Below are 20,813 nucleotides of genomic sequence, written 5' to 3' on the forward strand. Positions count from 1 at the left end.
GCCCCGCCCCGGTGCTCACCCCCGCCTCCTGACCGCCCCGCTCACCAGCTCACCGAACAGCACCCAGAACTTGCCCCGACCCTCCTTCGGAAGGACCGCTCCCATGGCCGCCTACACCCTCCAGACCAACGGCTCCGTCTGCCCGTTCCCGCTGATCGACGCGAAGAACGCGATGCAGCAGCTGAGCACGGGCGACGACCTGATCATCGACTTCGACTGCACCCAGGCCACCGACTCCCTGCCCCAGTGGGCGGCGACGGACGGCCACGAGGTCATCGCCTTCGACCGCACCGGCGAGGCCGGCTGGACCATCACGGTCCGCAAGGGCGCCTGAGAGCCCGGCCGACGGGCCGACGGGCCCCGCTGCGAGAGCACTCGCGGCGGGGCCCGTTCGCCGTTCGACTCTTGCCGTTCCCGCTGTCGACCTGGTCAGTCGCCGTAACGCGGCTCGACGCGGCGGTCCGCCGCATTGCCGGCGTCATCGCCCCCGCCTCCGGAGGCAGACGGCTTCGTGTCGCCGTGCCCGGTGACCTCGAGGGTGAGATCGGGGCGCTCGGCCGCGAGCGCGTCGGCGACCGCCTGGGCCCGGTTCTCCGAGAGCCGCTGGTTGTCGAAGTCGTACGTCGAGCGGTCCACCGGCAGCGAGTCGGTGTGCCCGCCCACCTGCACGGTCGCACCCTCGGGGATCTCGGCGGCGAGCTCGACGATGCGGGCCGCGGCCCCGCCGGGGAGGTCCCAGGCATTGGAGGCGAACAGGATGTCGGCCTCGAGCACGATCACCTCGTCCTCGGTCTGCTCGCGCCGCCGAGCTCGGTGATCGAGCGGGACTGGTCGTACTCGGTGATCGAGCGTGCCGGGTCGTAGACCGTGATCGAGCGCTGGAGGATCTCGTCGGTGATCTCGAAGGGTCGCTCGGGCGGGCCCTCCGTCTCGCCCTCGGCGAGGGCCGCGGGCGCGCCGAGGGCCAGCAAGAGGGCGGATGCCGCGAGCGAGGCGGCGGCCGTGGCGCGTCGGCCGACGGCGCGGCCCGCGGACGGCTCGGGCCGCGGAGTCGTGCGGTGCATCCTCATCCCTCCTCGGCCTCGATCTGCACGTTCTCGAAGGAGGGGCCCGCGCCCATCAGGACGTCGCGGTGATGTCGTCGATCGGGGCGGCGAAGTTCGCCCAGTACGCCTGGGTGTCGCGGGAGGCGAGCTCGACCGCCGCCTGCTTGCTGTTCCACATCGTCGGGCCGTCATAGGCCCCGTTGGTGGTCAGGATGTCGTAGCGGGTGAGGTTCGCACGGTCCACGAGGGCCGGCGCCACCACGGAGTGGTCGCCGCCGTGCAGGTCCCAGAGCGTGAAGGCGCCGGGCTCGGTGAACTCCGGGGTGAAGGTGAGCAGCGGCTCGAGGGTCTCGCCGCGCCGGCGCAGATGGTGCAGACCCACGGTCATCGTCCCCTCCACCTCGTCGGAGGCGATGGGGTACTCGAGCGTGGCGATCGCGTCGGCCGGATCGACCGCGGAGGCCGCCTGCGCATCGTCCGCACCGCCCGCGGAGTCCTCCTCGCCGCCGCCGTCGGAGGCGGCCGGTCGCTCCTTGCCGTCCGAGCCGCTGTCGGAGCCGCCGTCGCCGGCCCCGTTCCCGCCGGACTCCTCGAACTCGGCGTCGCCGCCGGTGGAGCAGGCCGCGAGCGAGAACGTGCCGAGCGAGGCGAGGGCCAGGAGGGCTCCGCGCCGGGTGGTGGGACGGATGCGGTGAGCGGTCATGGTCGGACTCCTTCTCTCGGGCCGGCTGCGCGGCCGCCGGGGATGTTCACTCACGGTGTAGGTCGTCGGCCGGAGCGGATCGGTTGCATCGGATCTCGACCAATTCTTCGAGCGGTCACGCGTGGACCCTCACCACGCGCTGTGCCTCGAGCTCCTGCCCCTCCGGGGTGCGGGCGCGCGAGCACCAGCTCGGCGCGTCCCGGCCCCGAGGCGGTCAGCGTCGCCTGCTTCGCTCGTCGACGAGATGCTCGCCGGTGGGCGGCGTCCACACCCACGAGTCGACGCCCTGCACCTCGGCGGTGAACACCGCCTGCTCGCCCACGCGGATCTCGTCCGGGCCGGCGATCGCGAGGGAGAAGTCGCCGGCGGCCGACGGGGCGGACGCGTCCAGCCCGAGCAGGCTCCCTGCCCCGAGGCCGACGCCGAGCGCGAGCACCGGAAGCGCGACGAGGAGGGCGCGGCGGCGAGGGTCGCTGGTGGGGGCTTTCGCGCCGGAGCCGGTGGGGGCGTGCGTGGCCTGAGAGGCCGTCGTGTGCGTGGTGGTCCCGTCGGCCCCGCTGGAGCGGGCCTCCGAATCGCCATCGGCTCCCGGCGAGCCGTCGGCGGCGCCGGCCGGGCCGCCGACGGCTCGCCGGGAGCGGTGCCGCCCGCCGGTTGCGCGGGCGGGGAGGAGCCAGCGACTCCTCGACCTCGGCGATCCACTCCGTCGCTTCAGCCTGGCGCGCGTCGGGATCCTCGGAGAGGCCCCGGGTGAGGACGTCCTGGAGCGCCTGCGGCATCTCGGCGTCGTCGATCAGCCAGCGCAGCGACGCGGACATCGCCCAGATGTCGGCGCGGATGTCGACGGTGCCGGGCCTCGACTGCTCCGGCGGGCGGAACCCGTCGGTGCCCGCCGCGACGGTGAGGCCCGAGCCGCGGGCGAGGTCCTTGCACATCCCGAGGTCGGCGACGAGGAGCCGCTCGTCGGCGCGCACCACGGCCGACGGTGAGGACTCGACGCCGACGGCGCGCGCCGACTCACCGCTGGTGCTGGTCAGCAGCAGGTTCCCGGGGCTGAGGTCGCGGTGGACCAGCTGGGCGCGGTGCACGGCGGCGACCGCCGCGGCGAGGGGCCTCGCCACGGCGAGCACGTCGGCGCCGGTGGCGCGCCAGCCGCCCGCGCGGCTCCTCGACGCGACGGCGCAGGGAGCCGCGGTCGGCGAGCTCGAGCACCAGATAGGGTCGCTGACGCTCGTTCTGCCCGATGTCGTGGACGGAGACCAGGTGGCGCCCGCCGACCCGGCGCAGGTCGCGGCCCTCGGCGATGAACCGCTCGCGGATCTCCGGGTTCAGGCTGTGGTTCTCCGCGAGCACCTTCACCGCGACGTCCGCGTCCAGCCGCTCGTCCCGCGCCCGATGCACGGTCGCGAAGGAGCCCGCGCCGATCACCCCGCCCAGGCGGTAGCGCTCGCCGAGCGCCGTCACGCGGGAGCCCCGGGCACGGGATCGTCCGCGCCCAGTCGCCCGGCGAGCATCGCCCGGCCGCGGCTGACCTGTGACTTCACGGTGCCCTCGGCGCGGTCCAGCGCGCGGCGATCTGCGCGTAGGGCAGCTGCTCGAGGTCGCGCGGCTCGAGGGGGACGCGGTAGAGGTCCGGGAGATCCGCGAGCACCTGCCGCACGCTGACGCGCTCGGCGATCATCGAGCTCATCCGCTCGGCGGGCCGGTGTCGCTCCTCGAGCTCGACCGTGGCCCGCAGGCGGCGCAGATGGTCCGCGACGCGGCGTCGGACGATGGAGTGCGCCCAGGTGGTGACCTTGGAGCGGCCGTCGAAGCGGTGGATCGACTCCGCGATCGAGATCAGCGAGTCCTGGGCGACGTCCTCGACCGCCCCGGGATCCAGCAGTGCGGCCCCGGCGAAGCGGTGCACCACGCCGGTGCCGTCGAGCACCTCGACGAAGAGCTCGAGCGCGGCGGGGCTCGATCCGGCGTGCTCGGCGAGGAGGGCGAGCGCTTCGTCCCGGCCGTCGGTCGCGAGGAGCTCGTCGGCCGAGCGGCGAGCGGCGTCCAGGCGCCCTGCCTGCAGATGTCGTGCCAGCTCATCGCCGTGCCGCGCCGTCGTCGCCGGCGGCGGTCCCCACTCCGTCCCCATGCTCGCGAGCCTATCGCGAACGGGGCGCCCGCCGAGCGGCGGACGCCCCGTCCTGGACAGTGCGAGGACTGGGCCGGTCCGGGCCGGACGAGCCCGGAGCGCGCTCAGCGCTGCGAGGACTCCGCGATGCGGCCGGTGTTCTGGGCCGTGCGCACGGTCGCGACCGCGAACTCGAGCCCGAGGCGCATCGCGATCAGCGCGATCACCGAGGGGATCCAGCCGAACAGGATCGAGAGGATCAGCGGGACCGGGCTGAAGCTCGGCTCGCCGAAGTAGCTGTTCATGCTTCCCCAGGCGAATCCGAACACGATCCCGCTGACGATGTTGCTCAGCCACATCAGCGCCGCGACGACGAACGCGATGACGTAGAGGAAGGACGAGAACTTCACGGTGATGAAGTGCTCGAACTTGAAGTCGAACAGCGCCTTGAAGAAGCCTGCCTCGCCGAAGCGGCCGTCCCCGGAGGCGCCGCCGCCGGTGGCGGGGTAGGGCGCGGCCGCGGGGCTCTGCGCGGAGCCCCAGGCCTGGTCCTGGGCGGACGGTCGCGCGGGGCCGACGGCGCGCTCTGTGCTCCCCAGGCGTCCTGCTGGCCGGACGCGGCGGCGGACTGCTGGCCGTAGGGGTCCGACGACGAGGCGCCGTAGGGATCCTGCCCGGCACCGCTGCTCGCGGCGGCGGGGTCCTGGGCGCCGTATCCGCCGCTCGTCGGCTCGGGCGAGGAGCCCTGTCCGTGCCGCGGGTCGAGCGGGTTGCTGCCCTCGGGCGGCCGCGACATGGTGCGACTCCTTCTGCGAGATCTGATGGACGAGGAGGTGCTCGTCGGCGCCCCGCGCCGCCTTTCCCACCCCGACGCTCACGGTAGCCCGCGGGCGACGGCGATGGGGAGGTGTCTGCGGAGCGGAGTCGGCCCTGGCGCTCCGACCGGAGTTCGCCCGCGGCCCCCGCGCAATGGCATCGCGTGCGGATGCGAAGCTCGGCGGGCCCACCGCACCATGGAGATCATGACCGACCGGGTTCCGCCGCTCAGCCGCGCCCTGCAGCGGCTGCTCAGCTCCGAGACCGCAGGCTCCGCCGCGGTCAGCTCCGTCGCCGGACTGCTCAGCGTGCCGCCGTCGCCCGCTCGATGATCTCCCGCATCCGCGCCGCGGCCCCCGCCTCGTCGCCGGCGCCGATCGCCGCGGCGACCTCCTGATGCAGTCCGAGGTCGTGCCGGTCAGGGGCCTGCTCGCCCCGCTCGACCGTCGCGCGGTGGCGCAGGCCCTCCTCGATCACGGCCCGCGACCGGCCCAGCATCGCGTTGCCGGAGAGGGCGAGGACCTCGGCGTGGAAGGCCCGGTCGGCGGCGAGGAAGGCGCCGGACTCGGGGCCTTCGGCCGCCTCGAGCATCGACTCCGCGGCGGTATCGAGCGCGCGGGTGCTCCCGCGCCGGTCGCGGACCTCGCGGGCCGCGGCCGTCGCCGCCGCGGGCTCGACAGCGTGGCGCAGGGAGCGCGGCTCCGCGAGCCGCCGCGCGTGGTCCGGGCCCTCGAGGCGCCAGCGGATCACCCGTGGATCCAGCAGGTCCCACTCGTCGATCGGGAGGATGCGCAGGCCGACCCGTCGGCCGGCGCTCAGCATCCCGAGCCCGCCCAGCACGCGCGTGACCTCGCGGACCACGGCGCGGGAGGCGCCGGTGCGGGCGATGAACCCCTCGATCGTGTCCGCGGCGCCGGCCTCCAGCTCGCCGCCGACGATCGCGGCGCCGAGCTGGTCCAGCGCCTGCTCGAAGGCGCTCGCGCCGGCGGTCATGCCTGGGAGACGGGGGAGACGACCAGCTCGTCGATGCGTACGTGCGCGGGGGAGTCGAGCACGAAGCAGGCGGTGCGGGCGATGTCCTCCGCGGTGAGCATCCGGGCGCGGGCCTCGGCGTCCGGCACGGAGGGGCGCTGGTCGAGGAAGTCGGTGGCGACATCGCCCGGGCATAGATGGCAGGCCCGCACGCCGTGTCCCGCCTCCTGCTGGTTCAGCGTGCGCACCAGGGAGCCGAGCGCCGTCTTGCTGGCCGAGTAGGCGACCCCCGCACCGGGCTGGAAGGACCAGCCCGCATAGGAGGAGATCACCACGACCTGCCCGCCGCGCTCGCGCAGGCGGGGAGGGCGGCGTCGACGGTGCTCGCGACCGCGGTGAGGTTCGTGGCGACGATCTCGTCGAACTCTGTCAGGTCCTGGTCGTCCCAGCGTCGCTTCGGCGCGTTCAGGCCGGCGGCGAGCACGAGCGCGTCGATCCCGCCGAGGCGTTCGGCGATCCGCTCGGCGGTGCTCCGCACGGCCTTCCGGTCCTGGACGTCCAGCGGTGCGACCAGGACGGCGCCGCCCGCCTCGCGGATCTCGGCCGCGAGCCGCTCGAGCACCTCGCGGCGCCGGCCGCTCAGTGCGACCGTCCAGCCCGAGCGCGCCGCCCGCGCCGCCGTCGCGCGCCCCATGCCGGCGCCCGCGCCGGTGATCCACACCGTGCGAGGGCCGGCCGCGCTCGCGCCGCGCGGCGGCTCGTCGCGCGCGCCTCGTCCGCTCGCCGTCGTCCCATCCGTCGTCATCTCGCTCCTCCTCGGGCGTCCTCGCCATCAGGTCCTCTGCCGCGACCTCCCGGCCCCACGGGCCGACATCACCCAATAGTATGACTATTGAGCGCGGCCGACGGGCCGCACACCGAGCGCGGCACGGGAGCCGCAGGAGAGGACAGGGCGATGGAGCTGGATCTGCGGGACAGGGTGGTCGTGGTGACCGGGGCGGCGCGCGGGATCGGCGCGGCCATCGCCGCACGCTTCGCCGAGGAGGGCTCGCGCGTGGTCGCGCTCGACCTCGCCTTCCCGGACGAGGCGGCGGAGGGTGCCCCGACCGTGGACCAGGTGGTCTGCGACGTCGCCGACCCCGACTCCGTGCACCGCGCGGTCGAGGCCGTCGTGGAGCGCCACGGCACGATCGACGTGCTCGTGAACAACGCCGGGATCGTCGCGGACTCGACCGTGGTCGAGACCGACTGGGCGACCTGGCAGAAGTGCTTCGACGTGAACACCGGCGGCACCTTCCTCATGTGCCGGGAGGTCGCCCCGCACATGCAGAGGGCCGGGCGTGGGCGGATCCTCAACGCCGCCTCGTTCGCCGCGATCGTGCCGAGCGTGGGCGGCGCCGCCTACGCCGCCTCGAAGGCCGCCGTGGTGCGGCTGACCCGCGTGCTCGCCTCCGAGCTCGGCCCCCACGACATCACCGTCAACGCCTACGCCCCCGGCATGGTCCCCACCTCCATGAACGGCTTCGCCGAGTCGCCCGCCGAGCGGCAGGATCGCCTGCTGGACACCCTCTCGCTGCGCCGCTGGGAGAGCCCCGACGACGTCGCCGACCTGCTGATCTTCCTCTCCAGCGACCAGGCCGCGTACATCACCGGGACCCTCGTGGACGTCTCCGGCGGGAAGCTCGCCACGCAGATCCCGGCGGTGGCGCACGGGCGGTGAGGGGCGCGGCGCGTCACCTGAGGGGGATGTGCCTGCGGAGCTCATCGGCGACGTAGGAGACTCCAGAGCGGGCCGGCGCGCCGAGAACGGAATCGGCTGTGCGCGGTGGCTGTCTGGTTGTCGGGACCGCGCCTCGGCGCCGATGGCGGAGTCCTTCACCGCGACCCCCGTGTCCACGAACCGGGGGTAGGACCCGGATGATCGAGGAGGGCGGACCCGGCGGAGTGCTTGAGGGGTCCTTGCATCTGTCCCGCGCCGTCGGGCCGCCCACCCCAGCCCCAGTCCCGTGCCCTGGACGCAATGGTCTCGTTTCGATCACGACGCCTCTCTGGCACAGGCGTGAAACAAGTGTTGCGGTGAGGTGGGGGGACCACGAGATGCGTTCCGCCCAGCATCCCGGCCAGATCAAGAAGGTGGTCCCCCGGTGAGCCGAACCCTGCACTCCACGCTCCGCGTCCTGCACATCTCCCCGGCACCCCTCGCCCTGCGCCGCCCCGCCCTGGGGGCGCTGGCGATCCTCCCGCACTCCGTGCACTACAGCGGCGCGGACCTCGCCGAGCCGCGCCGCGCCCCCGAGTGCGACGTCGCGGTGTTCGATGCGACCTCGGACCTCACCTGGGCCCCGCACATGGCCGCCCGCCTCGAGGCGGCGCGCCTGCACCTGCCGCTGGTGCTGATCATGGCCGAGAGCGGACTGGCCGCCGCGAACCCGGACTGGGGCGCCGCGGACTACCTCCTGCCCACCTCCGGCCCCGCGGAGGTCGACGCCCGCCTCCGTCTCGCGGCGCGCTTCGCCCCCGCACCGGACCTCGGCCCGGAGCTGATCACCGCGGGCGGTCTCGTGATCGACGAGTCCAGGTACACCGCGACCCTGCACGGGCAGGCGCTGGAGCTGACCTTCAAGGAGTTCGAGCCGCTGAAGTACCTCGCCCAGCACCCGGGTCGCGTGTTCACCCGCGCCCAGCCGCTGCAGGAGGTGTGGGGCTACGACTACTTCGGCGGAACCCGCACCGTGGACGTGCACGTGCGGCGCCTGCGCGCCAAGCTCGGCGCCGGCATCGAGTCCGCGATCCACACGGTCCGCAACGTCGGCTACCGCTTCGACCTCGTCGTCTCCGAGGCCGTCCCGGAGCCGCAGAGCGCCTGAGGAACCCCGTCATGACCCAGCCCGACCCGTCACCGTCGCCGGAGCACCTCACCCTGCCCGAGGCCGCGGTTCTGCCAGAGACCGCAGTCCTGCCCGACACGACAGCAGTCCTCCTCGCCGCGGGGAGGGGCGGCGCCTGGGCCGCGGCCCGAAGGCGCTCGCGCCGCTCGGCGGGGAGCCCCTGGTCGCGGTGCTGACCCGGCGCCTGCTCGAGGGCGGTCGCCGGGACGTCCTGGTCGTCACCGGCGCCTACGCCGACGAGGTCGGCGCGGTCGCGCGCGAGGCCGGGGCGCGGGTCGCCGAGAGCCCTCTGTGGCGCACCGGCATGGCCGTCTCCCTGCGGGTCGGGGTCGCGGCGGCCGATGCCCCGCACCTCATGCTCGCCCTGGTCGACCACGTGGGGCTGAGCCCCGCGCTGGTGCGCCGGGTGCTCGGCGCGCACCGGCCCGGCCGTGCGACCGCCGCCTCCTACCCGGGGCCCGACGGTCGGCTCCTGCGCCGCCACCCCGTGCCGCTCGAGGCGGCCGACGCTCGCGCCGCCGCCGCGGAGGCCCATGGCGATCGCGGCGCCCGCGACTGGTCGCACCGCAATCGGGAGCGTGTGGACCTGGTGGACTGCGGGGCCCTCGACGACGGCGGCGACCTCGACACCGTCGCCGACCTCTCCCGCCTCGCCCGCCGCTGACCCGCGAGCGCCGGCCGGCCCCGTCGGCCGCGCCCTCACCCCCGGGCGCGCGCGTGCCCGACCAGCGCGACCGCCGCGCAGAGCGCCCCGGCGAGCAGCGGCCCCGCCCCCGCGTGCACCTGCAGCAGCGGCGCGCCGACGGCGGCGCCGGTGAGCATGAGCAAGACCGCGAGCAGTCGGCGCGGCCACAGCGCCCCGGTCCCGCCGGCCAGTCGCGAGTCCATCGCCAGGCCCGTGATGGTGGAGGTGATGACCACGGTCGTCACGTCCTTCACGGCGAGGGCGCGGGCGGTCGCGGCCTGCGCCCCCATCGCCAGACCCAGCGCTCCGGTCACGCCGAGCGGCGCCGTGTGCGGGGCGCCCTGCCACGCAAGCGGCATCGCGCCGGCGGCGATCACCACGGCCGCGACCGCGCACAGCAGGGCGGTGGTCGCGCCGGTCCAGGCCCCGGTGCGCCCGCCGAGGGCGCGGCCGGCGAGGATCGCACCGAGCACGAAGCCTGCCAGCGCCAGCACCGGGCCGACCACGGGCAGGTCGTCCGCGCCGGTCAGCGCCATGCCGAGGATGACGACGTTGCCGGTCATGTTCGCGGTGAACACCCGGTCCAGCCCCAGGTAGCCGACCGCGTCGACGATGCCGGTGGCGAAGGTGAGGCCGAGCATGAAGCGCAGGTGCCGCGGGCGCAGGTCGGCCGCGGGCGCGGCGCTCGTCTCCGGGGCGGCAGGGTCGCTCGCGGTGGCGGTGGCGGTGGCGGAGGCGGTGTCGGCGGCAGGGGTTCCGGTCATGGCCGGGAGGCTACGGACCTCCTGAAACCCGGGCGGCACGGCCGTGTAACAAGGACGTAAAACCCCGCCCCTAGCGTGGAGCGTGAGCTGAGGAGGACCATGCTGACGGACATCCTGCGAGCGGGCGAGAAGGTGCCGGCCGGATTCGCCCACCTCCCCGTGGAGGAGGGGACGAGCCTGTGGGGCCGACTGCCCTGCGCGGCCGACGCCCCTGTCGCGCGCCTCGAGCCCGGCGACGAGGCGGTCATCGACACCCTCAGCCACGAGGGGATCCTCGAGGACCAGGGCCGGGACCCGCGCGCCTTCTTCGGCGCCCACGGCGTCGAGCCTGAGCAGGTGCGCCCGACGCGATCGCGCTCGCCGCGGGCCATTCCGGTCGCGACCGGGCGACCGACGGTCCCCATGTGGTCACCGGCCCGATCCACGTCGCCGGTGCCCGCCCCGGCGACCTGCTGAAGGTGACGATCCTCGAGCACGAGATGCGTGTGCCCTACGGCGTGGTCTCCAACCGCCACGGCCGCGGCGCCCTGCCCGGTGAGTACCCGGCCGGTCCCGGCACCGTCAGCGTCTTCGCCGGGGTCGAGCACACTCCGAACGGGCCCGTCGGCACCATGGCCCCGCGCGCCGGCGCCGAGCGGACGCTCCGCTTCCCGCGCGCCCGTTCCTCGGGATCATGGGTGTGGCCGTGCCCGGCACGGAGCGCCCCCACTCGGTGCCGCCCGGCCGACACGGCGGCAACATCGACATCAACCTCCTCACCGCCGGGACCTCCCTCTACCTGCCCGTCCAGGTCGAGGGCGCCCTCGCCTATGTCGGTGACCCGCACTTCGCCCAGGGCGACGGGGAGGTGGCGCTGACCGCGATGGAGGCGAGCCTGCGCGACCGGCTCCGGTTAGACGTGATCGCCCGCGAGGACGCGATCGCGCAGTTCGGCGAGGTGGCCGGTCCCCTCGCCGAGACCACCGAGTACCTCATCCCCACCGGGATGGACGAGGACCTCGACCTCGCCGTGAAGGACTGCGTGCGCCACGCGATCGCGGCCGCTCCAGGCCCGCTGGGGCCTGGATCCCGAGCATGCGCTCGCCTACCTCAGCGCCGCCACCGACTTCGACATCTCCCAGGTCGTCGACGTCGTCAAGGGCGTCCACGCCCGCATCCGCACGGCCGACTTCGCGGAGGTCCGCCCATGAGCACCCCCAGCGCTGATGCGCAGATCACGATCCCTTCGGGAGCTGTCTCGCAGGGCTCCGAATCGCCGGGCTCCGTCTCTCCGCCGACGTCCTCGCGGACCGCGCCCGTCCCGTCGCGAACGGCCCCGAGATCCCCGGGTCGCTCGAGGCGTTCTGGGAGTACGAGCGCGCGCTCATGGCCGACGACCTGCCGGCGCTCGACGCCCTGTTCGCCCCCGGCCCGGACACCCTGCGCGGCGACGCGGCGGGGCCGCTGCGCGGACACGACGCGATCAGCACCTTCCGCGGCGGGCGCGGCGGCGCCCCGAAGCGCCGCATAGTCGAGGTCGAGGTGCGGGCGCTCGGCGAGGACCACGCGGCGGTCGTCGCGATCACCGAGCCGCTGCGCGGCGGCCGCGGCCAGCAGACCCAGGTGTGGCGGCGCGGCGAGGACGGCTGGAAGGTCGCCGTCGCCCACGTCGCCGTGGCCCCGCCCGCGATGGACCGCCGGATCTGGCGGGTCCTCGGCGCCCCGCTCGTCCCGGCCTCTCTCAGCGCCGGCGGGGGATCGGCCGACGAGGCACCGGGCCCCCTCACCGGGGAGAGGATCGCGGTCAAGGACGTGATCGCGGTGGCCGGGCAGAGGATCGGCGGCGGCGCCCCGCCCTGCTCGCGGGCGCCCGCCCCGAGCCCCGTCACGCCGACGCGGTGGAGCCGCTGCTGGACGCGGGCGCCGAGATCACCGGCATCGCAGCAACCGACGAGCTCGCCTACAGCCTCGCCGGCACCAACACCCACTACGGCACCCCGCCGAACCCCCGCGCCCCGCACCGGATCAGCGGTGGCTCCACCTCCGGCCCCGCGTCGGCCGTGTCGCTGGGGCACGCGAGCATCGGGCTCGGCACCGACACCGGCGGCTCCCTCCGGGTCCCCGCCGCCTACCAGGGGCTGTGGGCGGCGCGCCCCACCCACGGCGCCGTGCCGTGCGACGGGTGTCGCCCCTCGCGCCGAGCTTCGACACGGTCGGCCTGCTCACCCGCACGCCGGACCTCCTCGCCCGCGCCGCCGCCGTGCTCCTGCCCGAGGTGCAGGAAGGGCTCGAGGACCCCGCGCGCGCACCGTCCCCGGGCTCGAGACGCCGCTGAACCCGGAGGTCGCAGACGCCCTCGACACCGCCCTCGCGCGCTGGCGCACCGCGATCGAGATCGAGGAGGCGGACCCGCTGGACGCCGACGAGCTCACCGGCTTCGCCGAGACCTTCCGCCTCCTCCAGGCCCGCGAGGCCTGGGCCGCCCACGGCGAGTGGGTGAGCGCGCACCGCAGCGAGCTCGCGCCCGACGTCGGTGCCCGCTTCGACGCGGTCGCCCAGGTCACGGCCGACGAGGCCGCCGACGCGCAGCAGGCCCGCACCCGCGCCGTCGGCCAGATCCGACGTCGCCTCGGCGAGGGGGTGCTCGTGGTTCCCGGAGCCTCGTCCATCGCGCCGCTCGTGCGGGACGCGGCCGCGGGCGGCCCCGCGATCGAGGCCCAGCGCGCACGGACCATGCGGCTGACGTGCCTGGCGGGCCTGGCCGGTCTGCCGGCGGTGGCGGTGCCGCTCGTGGCCTCGAGCGGTCTGCCGACGGCCGTGACCCTCGTGGGCCCGCCCGGCGGCGACCTCGCCCTCATCGACCTCGCCACCCGGCTCGAGGAGGACACCGCCCCTCCCCTCGGCCCCGCGCCGGGCGGGGCGGCCACCACGGACGCCGCGCCCACCATCGGCACTGCGCCGGGGAGGGCCCCCGCATGAGCACCCTGCCCGCCCTCCAGCGCCTGAACACCGCACCGCCCGCCGCGCTCGCCGAGCGGCTGCGCGCCTGCGCCCCGATCGAGTCCTGGGTGCGCCACCTCATCGCCGCCCGCCCCTACCCCTGCGCCGAGTCGTTGCTCGCCGAGGCCTCGGACCGCGCCCGACGCTGGACCCCCGAGGAGGTCCACGGGGCGCTCGCCCACCATCCCCGCATCGGGGAGAAGGCGAAGGGCCTGGGGGGGCGCGGAGACCTCGCACTCCGCCGCCGAGCAGGCGGGGGTGGAGGACCCGGGGGAGTGGGTGCGCGCGAACGCCCGCTACGAGGAGCGGTTCGGGACCGTGTTCCTCATCCGCGCCGCCGGCCGCACCCAGGCCGAGATGCTCGCCGAGCTCGAGCGGCGCCTGCTCCTCAGCGACGAGGATGAGCAGAAGGAGCGCGCCGAGCAGCCTGCGCCAGATCGCCCTGCGCCGCCTCGAGGCCCTGCTCGCGGACTGACCCGCCACCTCGCAGGCTTCCCGTCCTCGATCCGCGACGGAAACACCCCTGAAACGTCTGTTGCATTGACTGGGACCAGAACCGATGAACGTCCCAGCACTGCATGCACGTCCCCAGAACGGAACCTCCTTGATGCGCACCTCGCAGATCGCCCCGCCGCCGCGGCCGCTGATGGGCCCCGGCCCCATCAGCGCCGACCCCCGCGTGCCGCGGGCCATGTCCGCCTCGCTGCTGGGCCAGTTCGACCCCGCGATGACGGCGCTGATGACCGAGACCCAGGGCCTCTTCCGCGAGGTGTTCCGCACCCGCAACGAGGCGACGCTCCTGGTGGACGGCACCTCCCGCGCCGGCATCGAGGCCGTGCTCGTCTCCCTCCTCGAACCCGGCGACAAGGTGCTCGTCCCGATCTTCGGCCGCTTCGGCCACCTCCTGGTCGAGATCGCCGAGCGCCGCGGCGCCGAGGTCCACACGCTCGAGACCGAATGGGGGCAGGTCTTCCCCGCCTCCGCCATCGAGGACGCGGTCCGCACAGTCCGCCCGAAGCTCCTCGCCGTCGTCCAGGGCGACACCTCCACCACCATGAAACAGCCCCTCGAGGAGCTCGGAGAGATCGCCGCCAGGCACGGCGCGCCGCTGTACACCGACGCGACCGCCTCCCTCGGCGGGAACGACCTGCTGGTCGACGAGTGGGGGATCGACGCCGCGACCGCGGGCCTGCAGAAGTGCCTCGCCGGCCCCTCCGGCGACTCACCGCTGACCCTCTCCGATCGCGCGGTCGAGGTGATCGGGGCGCGACGCCACGTCGAGGCCGGGATCGCCGACGGCACCGCTGGGCGCGGCACCCGCATCCGCTCGAACTACTTCGACCTCGCGATGATCCTGGACTACTGGGGCGAGCGGCGCCTGAACCACCACACCGAGGCGACGAGCATGCTCTACGCCGCCCGCGAGTGCGCGAGCCTGCTGGTCGAGGAGGGGATGGACGCCGCCGTCGCCCGCCACCGCCTCCACGGCGCCGCCATGGCCGCCGGCATCGAGGGCCTGGGACTCACCCTCTTCGGCGACCAGGCCCACCGCATGCACAACGTCCTCGCCGTCGAGATCCCGGACGGCATCGACGCCGACGCCGCCCGCGCCGCGATGCTGGACGACTACGCCATCGAGATCGGCACCAGCTTCGGACCCCTGCACGGGAAGGTCTGGCGGATCGGCACCATGGGCTACAACGCCCGCCGCGACGCCGTGCTCCTCACCCTCGCGGCGCTGGAGCAGGTGCTCCGCGCCGGCGGGGCGGACGTCGTCACCGGTGGCGGCGTCGGCGCGGCCCGCGAGCACTACGAGGGCGCGAGGGAGGGTGCGGCCGACGGGGCCGCCGCGGCCGTCGCGGGGGCCGCGCGATGACCGCCGACGCCACCACCCCTGCGAGCTCCACCACCCCCGCGCTCTCCGCTGCGACCCTCGAGGCGGCCGCGCGCATAATGGCCGACTGCGACCGGCTCGCCGCGATCTCCGCCCTCGAGGACGGCATCGAGCGCACCTACCTCACCCCCGAGCACGCGGCCCACAACCAGGTCGCCGCCGAGCTCATGACCGCCGCCGGGATGCGCACCTGGCAGGACGCCGCCGGGAACCAGCGCGGACGCCTCGAAGGCTCCCGCCCGGGCCTGCCCGCCCTGGTCCTCGCCTCCCACCTCGACACCGTCCCCGACGCCGGCCGCTACGACGGGATCCTCGGGGTGCTCCTCGCCATCGAGACCGTCGCGAGGCTGAAGGACCGCGCGAGCGAGCTTCCCGTCGCCCTCGAGGTCGTCGCCTTCGCCGACGAGGAGGGCACCCGCTTCGGCGCGACGCCGCTGGGCGCCCGCGCGCTCGCCGGCACCTGGGAGCAGGACTGGTTCGCCCTCGAGGACGAGGACGGGATCACCATGGCCGAGGCGTTCACCCGCTTCGGCCTCGACCCCGCCCGCATCGGCGACGCGGCCCTCGGCGCCGATGAGGTCGCCGGCTACCTCGAGGTCCACATCGAACAGGGCCCCTACCTCGAGGCCGCGGACCGGCCCCTGGGCGTCGTCACCTCGATCGCCGGTGCCCGACGCTTCACCCTCACTGTTCTCGGCGAGGCCCGCCACGCCGGCGGCGCCCCCTACGACCGCCGACGGGACGCCCTCATCGGGGCGAGCCGCGCCGTCCTCGACATCGAGCAGATCGCCCGCGAGCGCGGCGCGATCGCCACCGTCGGCCGGCCGCAGGCCTACCCGGGCGGCGTGAACGTGGTGCCGGGACACGTGGAGATGTCCCTGGACCTGCGCGCCGAGACCGACGAGCCGCGCGACGCGGTGCTCGAGGAGACCCTCGGGACGATCCGCGGCTTCTGCACCGAGCGCGGCCTCACCCTCGAGGTCGAGCAGATCCACGAGGCCTCCGCCGTGCGCGCGCACCGCACCTCATGGACGCCGTCCGCACCGGGATCCGCTCGGTCGGCGATGGTGCCGGCGGCGATGATGCGCCGCTCGAGCTGTTCTCCCGCGCCGGACACGACGCGATGGCCATGGCGGCCCTCACCGACATCGGCATGCTCTTCGTCCGCTGCGCCGACGGGATCAGCCACCACCCCGACGAATCCGTGACCACGGAGGACGTCGCCGCAGCGCTCGACGCCTTCGAGGCCGCGACCCTCGCCGCCGCGGGGATCCGATGAACGCCGCGATCCGCGTGCTCCCGTCGGCCGGCCTGCGGGAGATGCCGCGCCGCGAGGTGCGCATCGACGCCCGCATCGACGCGAAGTATGCCGAGCTCACCCCGCAGGAGCGCCGGATCTGCGACTTCCTGCTCGAGCATCTCGGCGACCTCGCCGTGTTCAGCGCCGCGGACATCTCCCGCGAGACCGGGGTGTCCAAGGCGACCGTCAGCCGCCTGTTCCGCAAGCTCGACTTCGCCGACTTCCGCGAGGTCAAGGAGCACACCCGCGCCATGCGCCGCGCCGGGACACCGCTCGCGGCACCGACCCGCACCGGCGTGCCGGGCCTCAGGCCGAGCCTCGAGGCGCATGTCCGCGCCGAGCGGGAGAACCACGACCGGCCGCTCACCGTCCTCTCCGGCGGGGCGCTCGAGGAGGCGACCGCCCTGCTCACCGGCGCCCGGCGGATCCTCGTGGTGGGTCTGCGCAACAGCTACCCCGTCGCCCTGCACCTGCACCAGCGGCTCATCCAGGCCCGCGACGAGGTGCGTCTCGCCCCTCAGCCCGGCCAGGCGGTGTGGGGAGGAGCTCGCCGGGCTCACCGACGAGGACGCGGTGGTGCTGATCGGCTTCCGCCGTCGGCCGACGACCTTCCCCGCCCTCGCCGACGCGATCGCGCAAGCGCCCGCGCGCCGCCTGCTGGTCGGGGACGGCACCGCCCGCCCCTACGCCGCCGCGGCCGACTGCTGGCTCGAGTGCCCCATCGACTCCGACGGCGCCTTCGACAGCTACTCCACCGCCACGGCGCTGGTGTCCCTGCTCGCCAACGGCGTGCTGAACCGGCGCGGCGCCGACGGGGTGCGCCGCATCAGCCGGATCACCGCCGCCTACGACCTCCTCGGCGAGCTCGAGGACAGCTGAGCCCAGCGCTCACCGCACACAGCCTCACCGCACACCGCACAGAGCGCACAGCACAGCACACTCAGCACATCGACCCCGCACAGCAGAAGGGGCGAGCCCGCAGGCTCGCCCCTTCCTCGGTTCCCCCGGGTCAGATCAGGTCGGGGTTCTCCGCGTAGACCTCCTCGAGCAGGCTGGTGTCGAAGTAGTCCTCCACGGCGAGGTCGTAGCCGGCCGCGACCAGCGCGTCCACGTTCTGTCGCATGAGCTCGTCGGACATGGTCAGCAGACCGTTCGCGTCGGTCTCGTCGGTGCTGACCAGCGCCACCTGCTCCTCGGCCTGGCGGGTCTCCTTCTCCATGTCCAGGCCGAGATCCTGGCCGTAGTCCTCGACCGCGAGGCGCGCGCCCTCCTCGGGCTCGGCGATCGCGTCCTTCCATCCGCGGATGAGCGCCACCAGCGCCGCCTTCAGCAGGTCGCGCTGGGTCTCGATGGACTCCTGTGTGACCACGATGCTCTCGGCCATGAACGGCAGGCCGTTGTCCGCCAGCGGCAGGTTCACCACGTCCTCACCGGCGAGCTCCAGGGTCAGCGCCTCGTTGGTGAGGTAGCCGAAGAACCCGTCGACCTCGCCGTTCACGAGCGGTCGCGGGTCGTACTGCACCGGCACCTTCTCCAGCTCCGCCGCGTCGATGCCGTTGGCGGCGAGGAACCCGTCGAACAGGGTCTCGTTCACGCCGGTCTGCACGCCGATCTTCTTGCCGACGAGGTCCGCCGGGGCGGCGATCGGGGTGGCGTCGCCGAGGGAGATGATCGTGAAGGGGTTCTTCTGGTAGGTGGCGCCGATGATCTTCAGCGGCGCCTCCTCGTCCTGGATCAGCGGCGCCACGCCGAGCGGCGAGGTGGTGCCCATGATCGCCGAGCCCGAGAGGACCATCGTCTCGCTCGAGGTGCCGGACGGGCCGCCGGCGATGAGGTTCACCTCGGAGAACCCCGCCTCCTCGAAGTAGCCGCGGTCGATGGCCATGTACTCGCCGGCGAACTCCGCGTTCTTGATCCACGAGAGGTTGATGTCGAGCGTGCCGTAGTCGGCCGCGCCCTCACCGCCGTCGGAGGAGCCGCCGGAGGCGGACTCGGCGTCGGCCCCGCCGCAGGCGGCCAGCGACAGGGCGCCGAGCGCGGCGAGGGACGTGCCGATCAGGACGCGTCGGGTCGGGGCGGAGGCAGAGGTGCGAGGGGTCTTCATGGCGTTCGCCTTCTTCTCAAGGGGTGCGCGCCTCGGGGCAGTGGCGGCGAGTCCGACGCTAGGGATCGTGTGTTTCAGCGGGTGCCTGGGCCTGTTTCACGGCGGTTACATCTGCAGAGCAGACCCGCGAAACACATGTTTTACACGGGAGAAACGGTCCGGCCGCACCCGATTCCTAGCGTGGAGGAACCAGGGCGGGATTCGGCCGCGCGGCCTGTCGCAGGCGGCGCGCGGAACCCGCCGACCGCAGGAGGAAGGACGCCGTCATCAGCCACGTCACCACCCACGTGCTCGACACCGGCACCGGCCGGCCCGCCGTCGGCGTCGCCGTGACTCTCCTGGATGCAGGCGGCTCCGAGGTCGCGACCGGGGTCACCGACGCCGACGGGCGCGTGCACGACCTCGGCCCGATCGCGCTCGTGCCGGGCACCTACCGCCTCCGCTTCGCGACCGGCGCCTACTACGCCGAACGCCGCCAGGTCACGTTCTTCCCCGAGGTCGAGGTGGCCTTCTCCCTCGACGAGGGCCATGCCCATGTGCCGCTCCTGCTGAGCCCCTTCGCCCACTCCACCTACCGAGGCGACTGACATGCTCGAGACCACCACCCCGCAGACCCCCGCCGGTCAGACCCCCGCCCCGTCGGCCGCCCCCGCGGGCTCCGTGCCCGCCGGCTCCGCCCCCACCGCCGTGCTGGGCCGGAACCAGTACGGCAAGGCCGAGGTGCGGCTCGTCCACGTGGACCGCTCCACCCCGCGCCATGCGCTGACGGACCTGAACGTCACCTCGATGCCGCGCGGCGACTTCGAGGACTGCTACCGCACCGGCGACAACGCGCGCGTCATCGCCACCGACACGCAGAAGAACACCGTCTACGCCTTCGCGAAGCAGTACGGCGTCGCCGGTCCCGAGCGGTTCCTGCAACGCCTGGCCGAGCACTTCATGGCCGAGGGCACGTGGCTGACCGGCGGGCGCTGGGAGGCCGAGCAGTTCGGCTGGGAGCGCATCACCGCCGCAGGTGAGGGGCACGACCACTCCTTCGTGCGCACCGGCCCCGAGGTCCGCACCGCCGCCGTCACCGTCCAGGACGGCGCCGCCCACGTGATCGGCGGGATCAAGGACCTCGTGGTCCTGAAGTCGACCGGCAGCGAGTTCCACGGCTTCCCGCGGGACCGGTACACGACCCTGCCCGAGACCACCGACCGCATCCTCGCCACCGAGGTCACCGCCCGCTGGCGCTTCCGTGAGCCCATCACGGCCGACGGGACCTCCGGCGTCGACCCGGACGAGACCTTCGCGGCGGTGCGCGCGGTGCTCCTGGAGACCTTCGCGACCACGCACTCCCTGTCCCTGCAGCAGACCCTCTTCGCGATCGGCGAGGCCGTGCTCGCCGCCCGTCCGGAGCTGGCCGAGATCCGCATGGTCATGCCCAACAAGCACCACTACCTCGTGGACCTCAGCCCCTTCGAGCTCGGCAACGACAACGAGGTGTTCCTCGCCGGGGACCGCCCCTACGGCCTCATGCAGGCCGCGGTCACCCGCCCCGGCGAGCCCGACCAGCCGGCCGCCTGGGAGTGGCTCGGCGGATTCTGCTGAGGCCCCGGACCATGCCAGGACCAGGGAAGACGGCCGCGACGAAAGCCGGGACGAGCTCCGGCGCGCCGCACACCGTCCGCGCCCACGAGATCTCGCTCGGGGACCGGCTCGTCGCGGCCGAGCTCGACATCGAGGACGGCCGGATCACCGCGATCCGCCCGCTCCCGGACGAGGCACCGCGCCTGCCCGGCACCCTCGTCGTCCCCGACGGTCTGCAGGTGTCGCCCGGGAACGTGGACACCCACGTGCACATCAACGAGCCCGGCCGCACCGAATGGGAGGGTTTCGCGACCGCCACCCGGGCCGCCGCGCTCGGCGGGGTCACGACCCTCGTGGACATGCCGCTGAACTCCATCCCGCCCACGATCGACGTGGCATCGCTGCGTGTGAAGCAGGCCGCCGCCCGCGACGCACTCGCGGTGGACCTCGGGTTCTGGGGCGGGATCGTCCCCGGCAACACCGCCCAGTTGCGCCCGCTGTGGGAGGCGGGCGTGATGGGCTTCAAGTGCTTCCTCGTCGCCGTCGGGGGTGGACGAGTTCCCGCCGGTCGACGCCGCCCAGCGCGCGCGGCGATGCATGAGGTCGCCACATTCGACGGGCTCGTGATCGTCCACGCCGAGGACGCCTCCACCATCGACGCCGCCCCGGCGGTGCCGTCCGCGAGGTACACCGACTTCGTCGCCTCCCGGCCCGAGTCCGCCGAGGTCACCGCGATCGCGAGGCTCATCGAGGCGGTGCGCGAGACCGGCGCCCGCACCCACCTGCTCCACCTCTCCAGCGCCCGCGCCCTGGACCTCATCCAGCAGGCCAAGGCGGAGGGTCTGCCGCTCACGGTCGAGACCTGCCCGCACTACCTGTGCTTCGCCGCGGAGGCCGTGCCGGATGCGTCGCCGGAGTACAAGTCGTCGCCCGCCGATCCGCGACGCCGGCAACCGCGACGCCCTCTGGCAGGGCCTCGA

General features: G+C 74.3%; 25 protein-coding genes and 3 pseudogenes. 16 read left to right on the plus strand and 12 right to left on the minus strand.

Annotated elements, in window-relative coordinates; all coding sequences use genetic code 11:
- Nucleotides 1–103 precede the first annotated feature (103 nt).
- On the plus strand, nucleotides 104–334 hold the full coding sequence (locus tag WKH84_RS16870) for a sulfurtransferase TusA family protein (protein ID WP_341856935.1): 231 nt from the start codon (nucleotides 104–106) through the stop codon (nucleotides 332–334).
- 95 nt (nucleotides 335–429) lie between these two features.
- Here WKH84_RS16870 and WKH84_RS16875 read toward each other — a convergent pair whose 3' ends face one another.
- The 10 genes from WKH84_RS16875 to WKH84_RS16920 form a co-directional block, all read right to left on the minus strand.
- Nucleotides 430–774, minus strand: coding sequence for an OmpA family protein (locus WKH84_RS16875; protein ID WP_341854487.1), 345 nt, complete (start codon nucleotides 772–774; stop codon nucleotides 430–432).
- 2 nt (nucleotides 775–776) lie between these two features.
- A complete protein-coding gene (locus tag WKH84_RS16880) occupies nucleotides 777–1,064 on the minus strand; it encodes a hypothetical protein (RefSeq protein WP_341854488.1) in 288 nt (95 codons plus the stop codon).
- Nucleotides 1,065–1,119: 55 nt separating this feature from the next.
- Entirely contained in the window at nucleotides 1,120–1,749 is a 630-nt protein-coding gene (locus WKH84_RS16885; protein WP_341854489.1) for a hypothetical protein, read from the minus strand.
- Nucleotides 1,750–1,799: 50 nt separating this feature from the next.
- Complete coding sequence (locus WKH84_RS16890) at nucleotides 1,800–2,870, minus strand: hypothetical protein (RefSeq protein ID WP_341854490.1); 1,071 nt, start codon at nucleotides 2,868–2,870, stop codon at nucleotides 1,800–1,802.
- Nucleotides 2,767–3,213, minus strand: coding sequence for a protein kinase (locus tag WKH84_RS16895; protein ID WP_341854491.1), 447 nt, complete (start codon nucleotides 3,211–3,213; stop codon nucleotides 2,767–2,769). The genes WKH84_RS16890 and WKH84_RS16895 overlap by 104 nt, the downstream gene beginning before the upstream one ends.
- Nucleotides 3,214–3,289: 76 nt before the next feature.
- Entirely contained in the window at nucleotides 3,290–3,880 is a 591-nt protein-coding gene (locus WKH84_RS16900; protein WP_341854492.1) for an RNA polymerase sigma factor, read from the minus strand.
- Nucleotides 3,881–3,984: 104 nt separating this feature from the next.
- Entirely contained in the window at nucleotides 3,985–4,725 is a 741-nt protein-coding gene (locus WKH84_RS16905) for a DUF4282 domain-containing protein (RefSeq protein WP_341854493.1), read from the minus strand.
- A gap of 253 nt (nucleotides 4,726–4,978) precedes the next feature.
- A complete protein-coding gene (locus WKH84_RS16910; RefSeq protein WP_341854494.1) occupies nucleotides 4,979–5,668 on the minus strand; it encodes an FCD domain-containing protein in 690 nt (229 codons plus the stop codon).
- Complete coding sequence (locus WKH84_RS16915; RefSeq protein ID WP_341854495.1) at nucleotides 5,665–5,982, minus strand: SDR family NAD(P)-dependent oxidoreductase; 318 nt, start codon at nucleotides 5,980–5,982, stop codon at nucleotides 5,665–5,667. The genes WKH84_RS16910 and WKH84_RS16915 overlap by 4 nt, the downstream gene beginning before the upstream one ends.
- Complete coding sequence (locus WKH84_RS16920; protein WP_341854496.1) at nucleotides 5,976–6,452, minus strand: SDR family NAD(P)-dependent oxidoreductase; 477 nt, start codon at nucleotides 6,450–6,452, stop codon at nucleotides 5,976–5,978. The genes WKH84_RS16915 and WKH84_RS16920 overlap by 7 nt, the downstream gene beginning before the upstream one ends.
- Before the next feature lie 150 nt (nucleotides 6,453–6,602).
- Between WKH84_RS16920 and WKH84_RS16925 the strand changes: the two genes are divergently transcribed.
- The 4 genes from WKH84_RS16925 (at nucleotide 6,603) to WKH84_RS16940 (ending at nucleotide 9,199) form a co-directional block, all read left to right on the plus strand.
- A complete protein-coding gene (locus WKH84_RS16925; RefSeq protein WP_341854497.1) occupies nucleotides 6,603–7,367 on the plus strand; it encodes an SDR family NAD(P)-dependent oxidoreductase in 765 nt (254 codons plus the stop codon).
- 424 nt (nucleotides 7,368–7,791) lie between these two features.
- Entirely contained in the window at nucleotides 7,792–8,514 is a 723-nt protein-coding gene (locus WKH84_RS16930; RefSeq protein ID WP_341854498.1) for a response regulator transcription factor, read from the plus strand.
- 11 nt (nucleotides 8,515–8,525) lie between these two features.
- Nucleotides 8,526–8,711 carry a hypothetical protein gene (locus tag WKH84_RS16935; protein ID WP_341854499.1) on the plus strand — a complete coding sequence of 62 codons (186 nt, stop codon included), beginning with the start codon at nucleotides 8,526–8,528 and terminating at the stop codon, nucleotides 8,709–8,711.
- Entirely contained in the window at nucleotides 8,651–9,199 is a 549-nt protein-coding gene (locus WKH84_RS16940) for an NTP transferase domain-containing protein (RefSeq protein WP_341856936.1), read from the plus strand. Before WKH84_RS16935 ends, WKH84_RS16940 begins: the two co-directional genes overlap by 61 nt.
- A 35-nt stretch (nucleotides 9,200–9,234) precedes the next feature.
- Here the strand turns inward: WKH84_RS16940 and WKH84_RS16945 are convergent, their stop codons facing one another.
- Complete coding sequence (locus tag WKH84_RS16945) at nucleotides 9,235–9,984, minus strand: YoaK family protein (protein ID WP_341854500.1); 750 nt, start codon at nucleotides 9,982–9,984, stop codon at nucleotides 9,235–9,237.
- Nucleotides 9,985–10,083: 99 nt separating this feature from the next.
- Between WKH84_RS16945 and WKH84_RS16950 the strand changes: the two genes are divergently transcribed.
- The 8 genes and pseudogenes from WKH84_RS16950 to WKH84_RS16985 all read left to right on the plus strand — a co-directional run bounded on the left by WKH84_RS16950 (nucleotide 10,084) and on the right by WKH84_RS16985 (nucleotide 17,194).
- Entirely contained in the window at nucleotides 10,084–10,440 is a 357-nt protein-coding gene (locus tag WKH84_RS16950; protein WP_341854501.1) for a hypothetical protein, read from the plus strand.
- Between the two features lie 217 nt (nucleotides 10,441–10,657).
- Nucleotides 10,658–11,494: an acetamidase/formamidase family protein gene (locus WKH84_RS16955; protein WP_341854502.1), complete on the plus strand. Its 837-nt coding sequence runs from the start codon at nucleotides 10,658–10,660 to the stop codon at nucleotides 11,492–11,494.
- Nucleotides 11,380–12,942 carry an AtzH-like domain-containing protein gene (locus tag WKH84_RS16960; RefSeq protein ID WP_341856937.1) on the plus strand — a complete coding sequence of 521 codons (1,563 nt, stop codon included), beginning with the start codon at nucleotides 11,380–11,382 and terminating at the stop codon, nucleotides 12,940–12,942. The genes WKH84_RS16955 and WKH84_RS16960 overlap by 115 nt, the downstream gene beginning before the upstream one ends.
- A pseudogene (locus tag WKH84_RS16965) lies at nucleotides 12,939–13,112 on the plus strand (hypothetical protein); the annotation flags it as partial. The gene WKH84_RS16960 and the pseudogene WKH84_RS16965, both read left to right, overlap by 4 nt.
- Nucleotides 13,113–13,221: 109 nt before the next feature.
- Nucleotides 13,222–13,329 (plus strand): annotated as a pseudogene (locus WKH84_RS16970) (2-oxo-4-hydroxy-4-carboxy-5-ureidoimidazoline decarboxylase); the annotation flags it as partial.
- 241 nt (nucleotides 13,330–13,570) lie between these two features.
- Nucleotides 13,571–14,839, plus strand: a complete 1,269-nt coding sequence (locus WKH84_RS16975) for an alanine--glyoxylate aminotransferase family protein (RefSeq protein WP_341854503.1) — start codon at nucleotides 13,571–13,573, stop codon at nucleotides 14,837–14,839.
- Nucleotides 14,836–16,065, plus strand: a complete 1,230-nt coding sequence (locus tag WKH84_RS16980) for a Zn-dependent hydrolase (RefSeq protein ID WP_341856938.1) — start codon at nucleotides 14,836–14,838, stop codon at nucleotides 16,063–16,065. Before WKH84_RS16975 ends, WKH84_RS16980 begins: the two co-directional genes overlap by 4 nt.
- A 67-nt stretch (nucleotides 16,066–16,132) precedes the next feature.
- Nucleotides 16,133–17,194: a MurR/RpiR family transcriptional regulator gene (locus WKH84_RS16985; protein ID WP_341854504.1), complete on the plus strand. Its 1,062-nt coding sequence runs from the start codon at nucleotides 16,133–16,135 to the stop codon at nucleotides 17,192–17,194.
- On the opposite strand, the gene WKH84_RS16990 is transcribed toward WKH84_RS16985, so the two are convergent.
- A complete protein-coding gene (locus tag WKH84_RS16990) occupies nucleotides 17,167–18,261 on the minus strand; it encodes an ABC transporter substrate-binding protein (protein WP_341854505.1) in 1,095 nt (364 codons plus the stop codon). The genes WKH84_RS16985 and WKH84_RS16990 overlap by 28 nt on opposite strands.
- Before the next feature lie 266 nt (nucleotides 18,262–18,527).
- Here WKH84_RS16990 and uraH point away from each other — a divergent pair, with 266 nt between their 5' ends.
- From uraH to WKH84_RS17005, 3 genes and pseudogenes are all read left to right on the plus strand, one after another.
- Nucleotides 18,528–18,848 carry a hydroxyisourate hydrolase gene (uraH, locus tag WKH84_RS16995; RefSeq protein ID WP_341856939.1) on the plus strand — a complete coding sequence of 107 codons (321 nt, stop codon included), beginning with the start codon at nucleotides 18,528–18,530 and terminating at the stop codon, nucleotides 18,846–18,848.
- 1 nt (nucleotide 18,849) lies between these two features.
- Nucleotides 18,850–19,854 carry a factor-independent urate hydroxylase gene (gene pucL / locus WKH84_RS17000; protein ID WP_341854506.1) on the plus strand — a complete coding sequence of 335 codons (1,005 nt, stop codon included), beginning with the start codon at nucleotides 18,850–18,852 and terminating at the stop codon, nucleotides 19,852–19,854.
- 11 nt (nucleotides 19,855–19,865) lie between these two features.
- Nucleotides 19,866–20,636, plus strand: a pseudogene (locus tag WKH84_RS17005) (amidohydrolase family protein); the annotation flags it as partial.
- Between the last annotated feature and the right edge of the window lie 177 nt (nucleotides 20,637–20,813).

The sequence above is a fragment of the Brachybacterium sp. GPGPB12 genome, from assembly GCF_038396325.1.
In the GTDB taxonomy this organism is placed as follows: Bacteria; Actinomycetota; Actinomycetes; order Actinomycetales; family Dermabacteraceae; genus Brachybacterium; species Brachybacterium conglomeratum.

Excerpts from the sequence above, each read along its gene's own strand:
- WKH84_RS16880 (WP_341854488.1), bottom strand. The coding sequence starts at position 1,064 with ATGCACCGCACGACTCCGCGGCCCGAGCCGTCCGCGGGCCGCGCCGTC.
- WKH84_RS16870 (WP_341856935.1), top strand. The coding sequence starts at position 104 with ATGGCCGCCTACACCCTCCAGACCAACGGCTCCGTCTGCCCGTTCCCG.
- WKH84_RS16900 (WP_341854492.1), bottom strand. The coding sequence starts at position 3,880 with ATGGGGACGGAGTGGGGACCGCCGCCGGCGACGACGGCGCGGCACGGC.
- WKH84_RS16985 (WP_341854504.1), top strand. The coding sequence starts at position 16,133 with ATGAACGCCGCGATCCGCGTGCTCCCGTCGGCCGGCCTGCGGGAGATG.
- WKH84_RS16975 (WP_341854503.1), top strand. The coding sequence starts at position 13,571 with ATGCGCACCTCGCAGATCGCCCCGCCGCCGCGGCCGCTGATGGGCCCC.
- WKH84_RS16910 (WP_341854494.1), bottom strand. The coding sequence starts at position 5,668 with ATGACCGCCGGCGCGAGCGCCTTCGAGCAGGCGCTGGACCAGCTCGGC.
- WKH84_RS16945 (WP_341854500.1), bottom strand. The coding sequence starts at position 9,984 with ATGACCGGAACCCCTGCCGCCGACACCGCCTCCGCCACCGCCACCGCC.
- WKH84_RS16935 (WP_341854499.1), top strand. The coding sequence starts at position 8,526 with ATGACCCAGCCCGACCCGTCACCGTCGCCGGAGCACCTCACCCTGCCC.
- WKH84_RS16980 (WP_341856938.1), top strand. The coding sequence starts at position 14,836 with ATGACCGCCGACGCCACCACCCCTGCGAGCTCCACCACCCCCGCGCTC.
- WKH84_RS16950 (WP_341854501.1), top strand. The coding sequence starts at position 10,084 with ATGCTGACGGACATCCTGCGAGCGGGCGAGAAGGTGCCGGCCGGATTC.
- WKH84_RS16925 (WP_341854497.1), top strand. The coding sequence starts at position 6,603 with ATGGAGCTGGATCTGCGGGACAGGGTGGTCGTGGTGACCGGGGCGGCG.
- WKH84_RS16955 (WP_341854502.1), top strand. The coding sequence starts at position 10,658 with ATGGGTGTGGCCGTGCCCGGCACGGAGCGCCCCCACTCGGTGCCGCCC.
- WKH84_RS16990 (WP_341854505.1), bottom strand. The coding sequence starts at position 18,261 with ATGAAGACCCCTCGCACCTCTGCCTCCGCCCCGACCCGACGCGTCCTG.
- WKH84_RS16920 (WP_341854496.1), bottom strand. The coding sequence starts at position 6,452 with ATGACGACGGATGGGACGACGGCGAGCGGACGAGGCGCGCGCGACGAG.
- WKH84_RS16885 (WP_341854489.1), bottom strand. The coding sequence starts at position 1,749 with ATGACCGCTCACCGCATCCGTCCCACCACCCGGCGCGGAGCCCTCCTG.
- pucL (WP_341854506.1), top strand. The coding sequence starts at position 18,850 with ATGCTCGAGACCACCACCCCGCAGACCCCCGCCGGTCAGACCCCCGCC.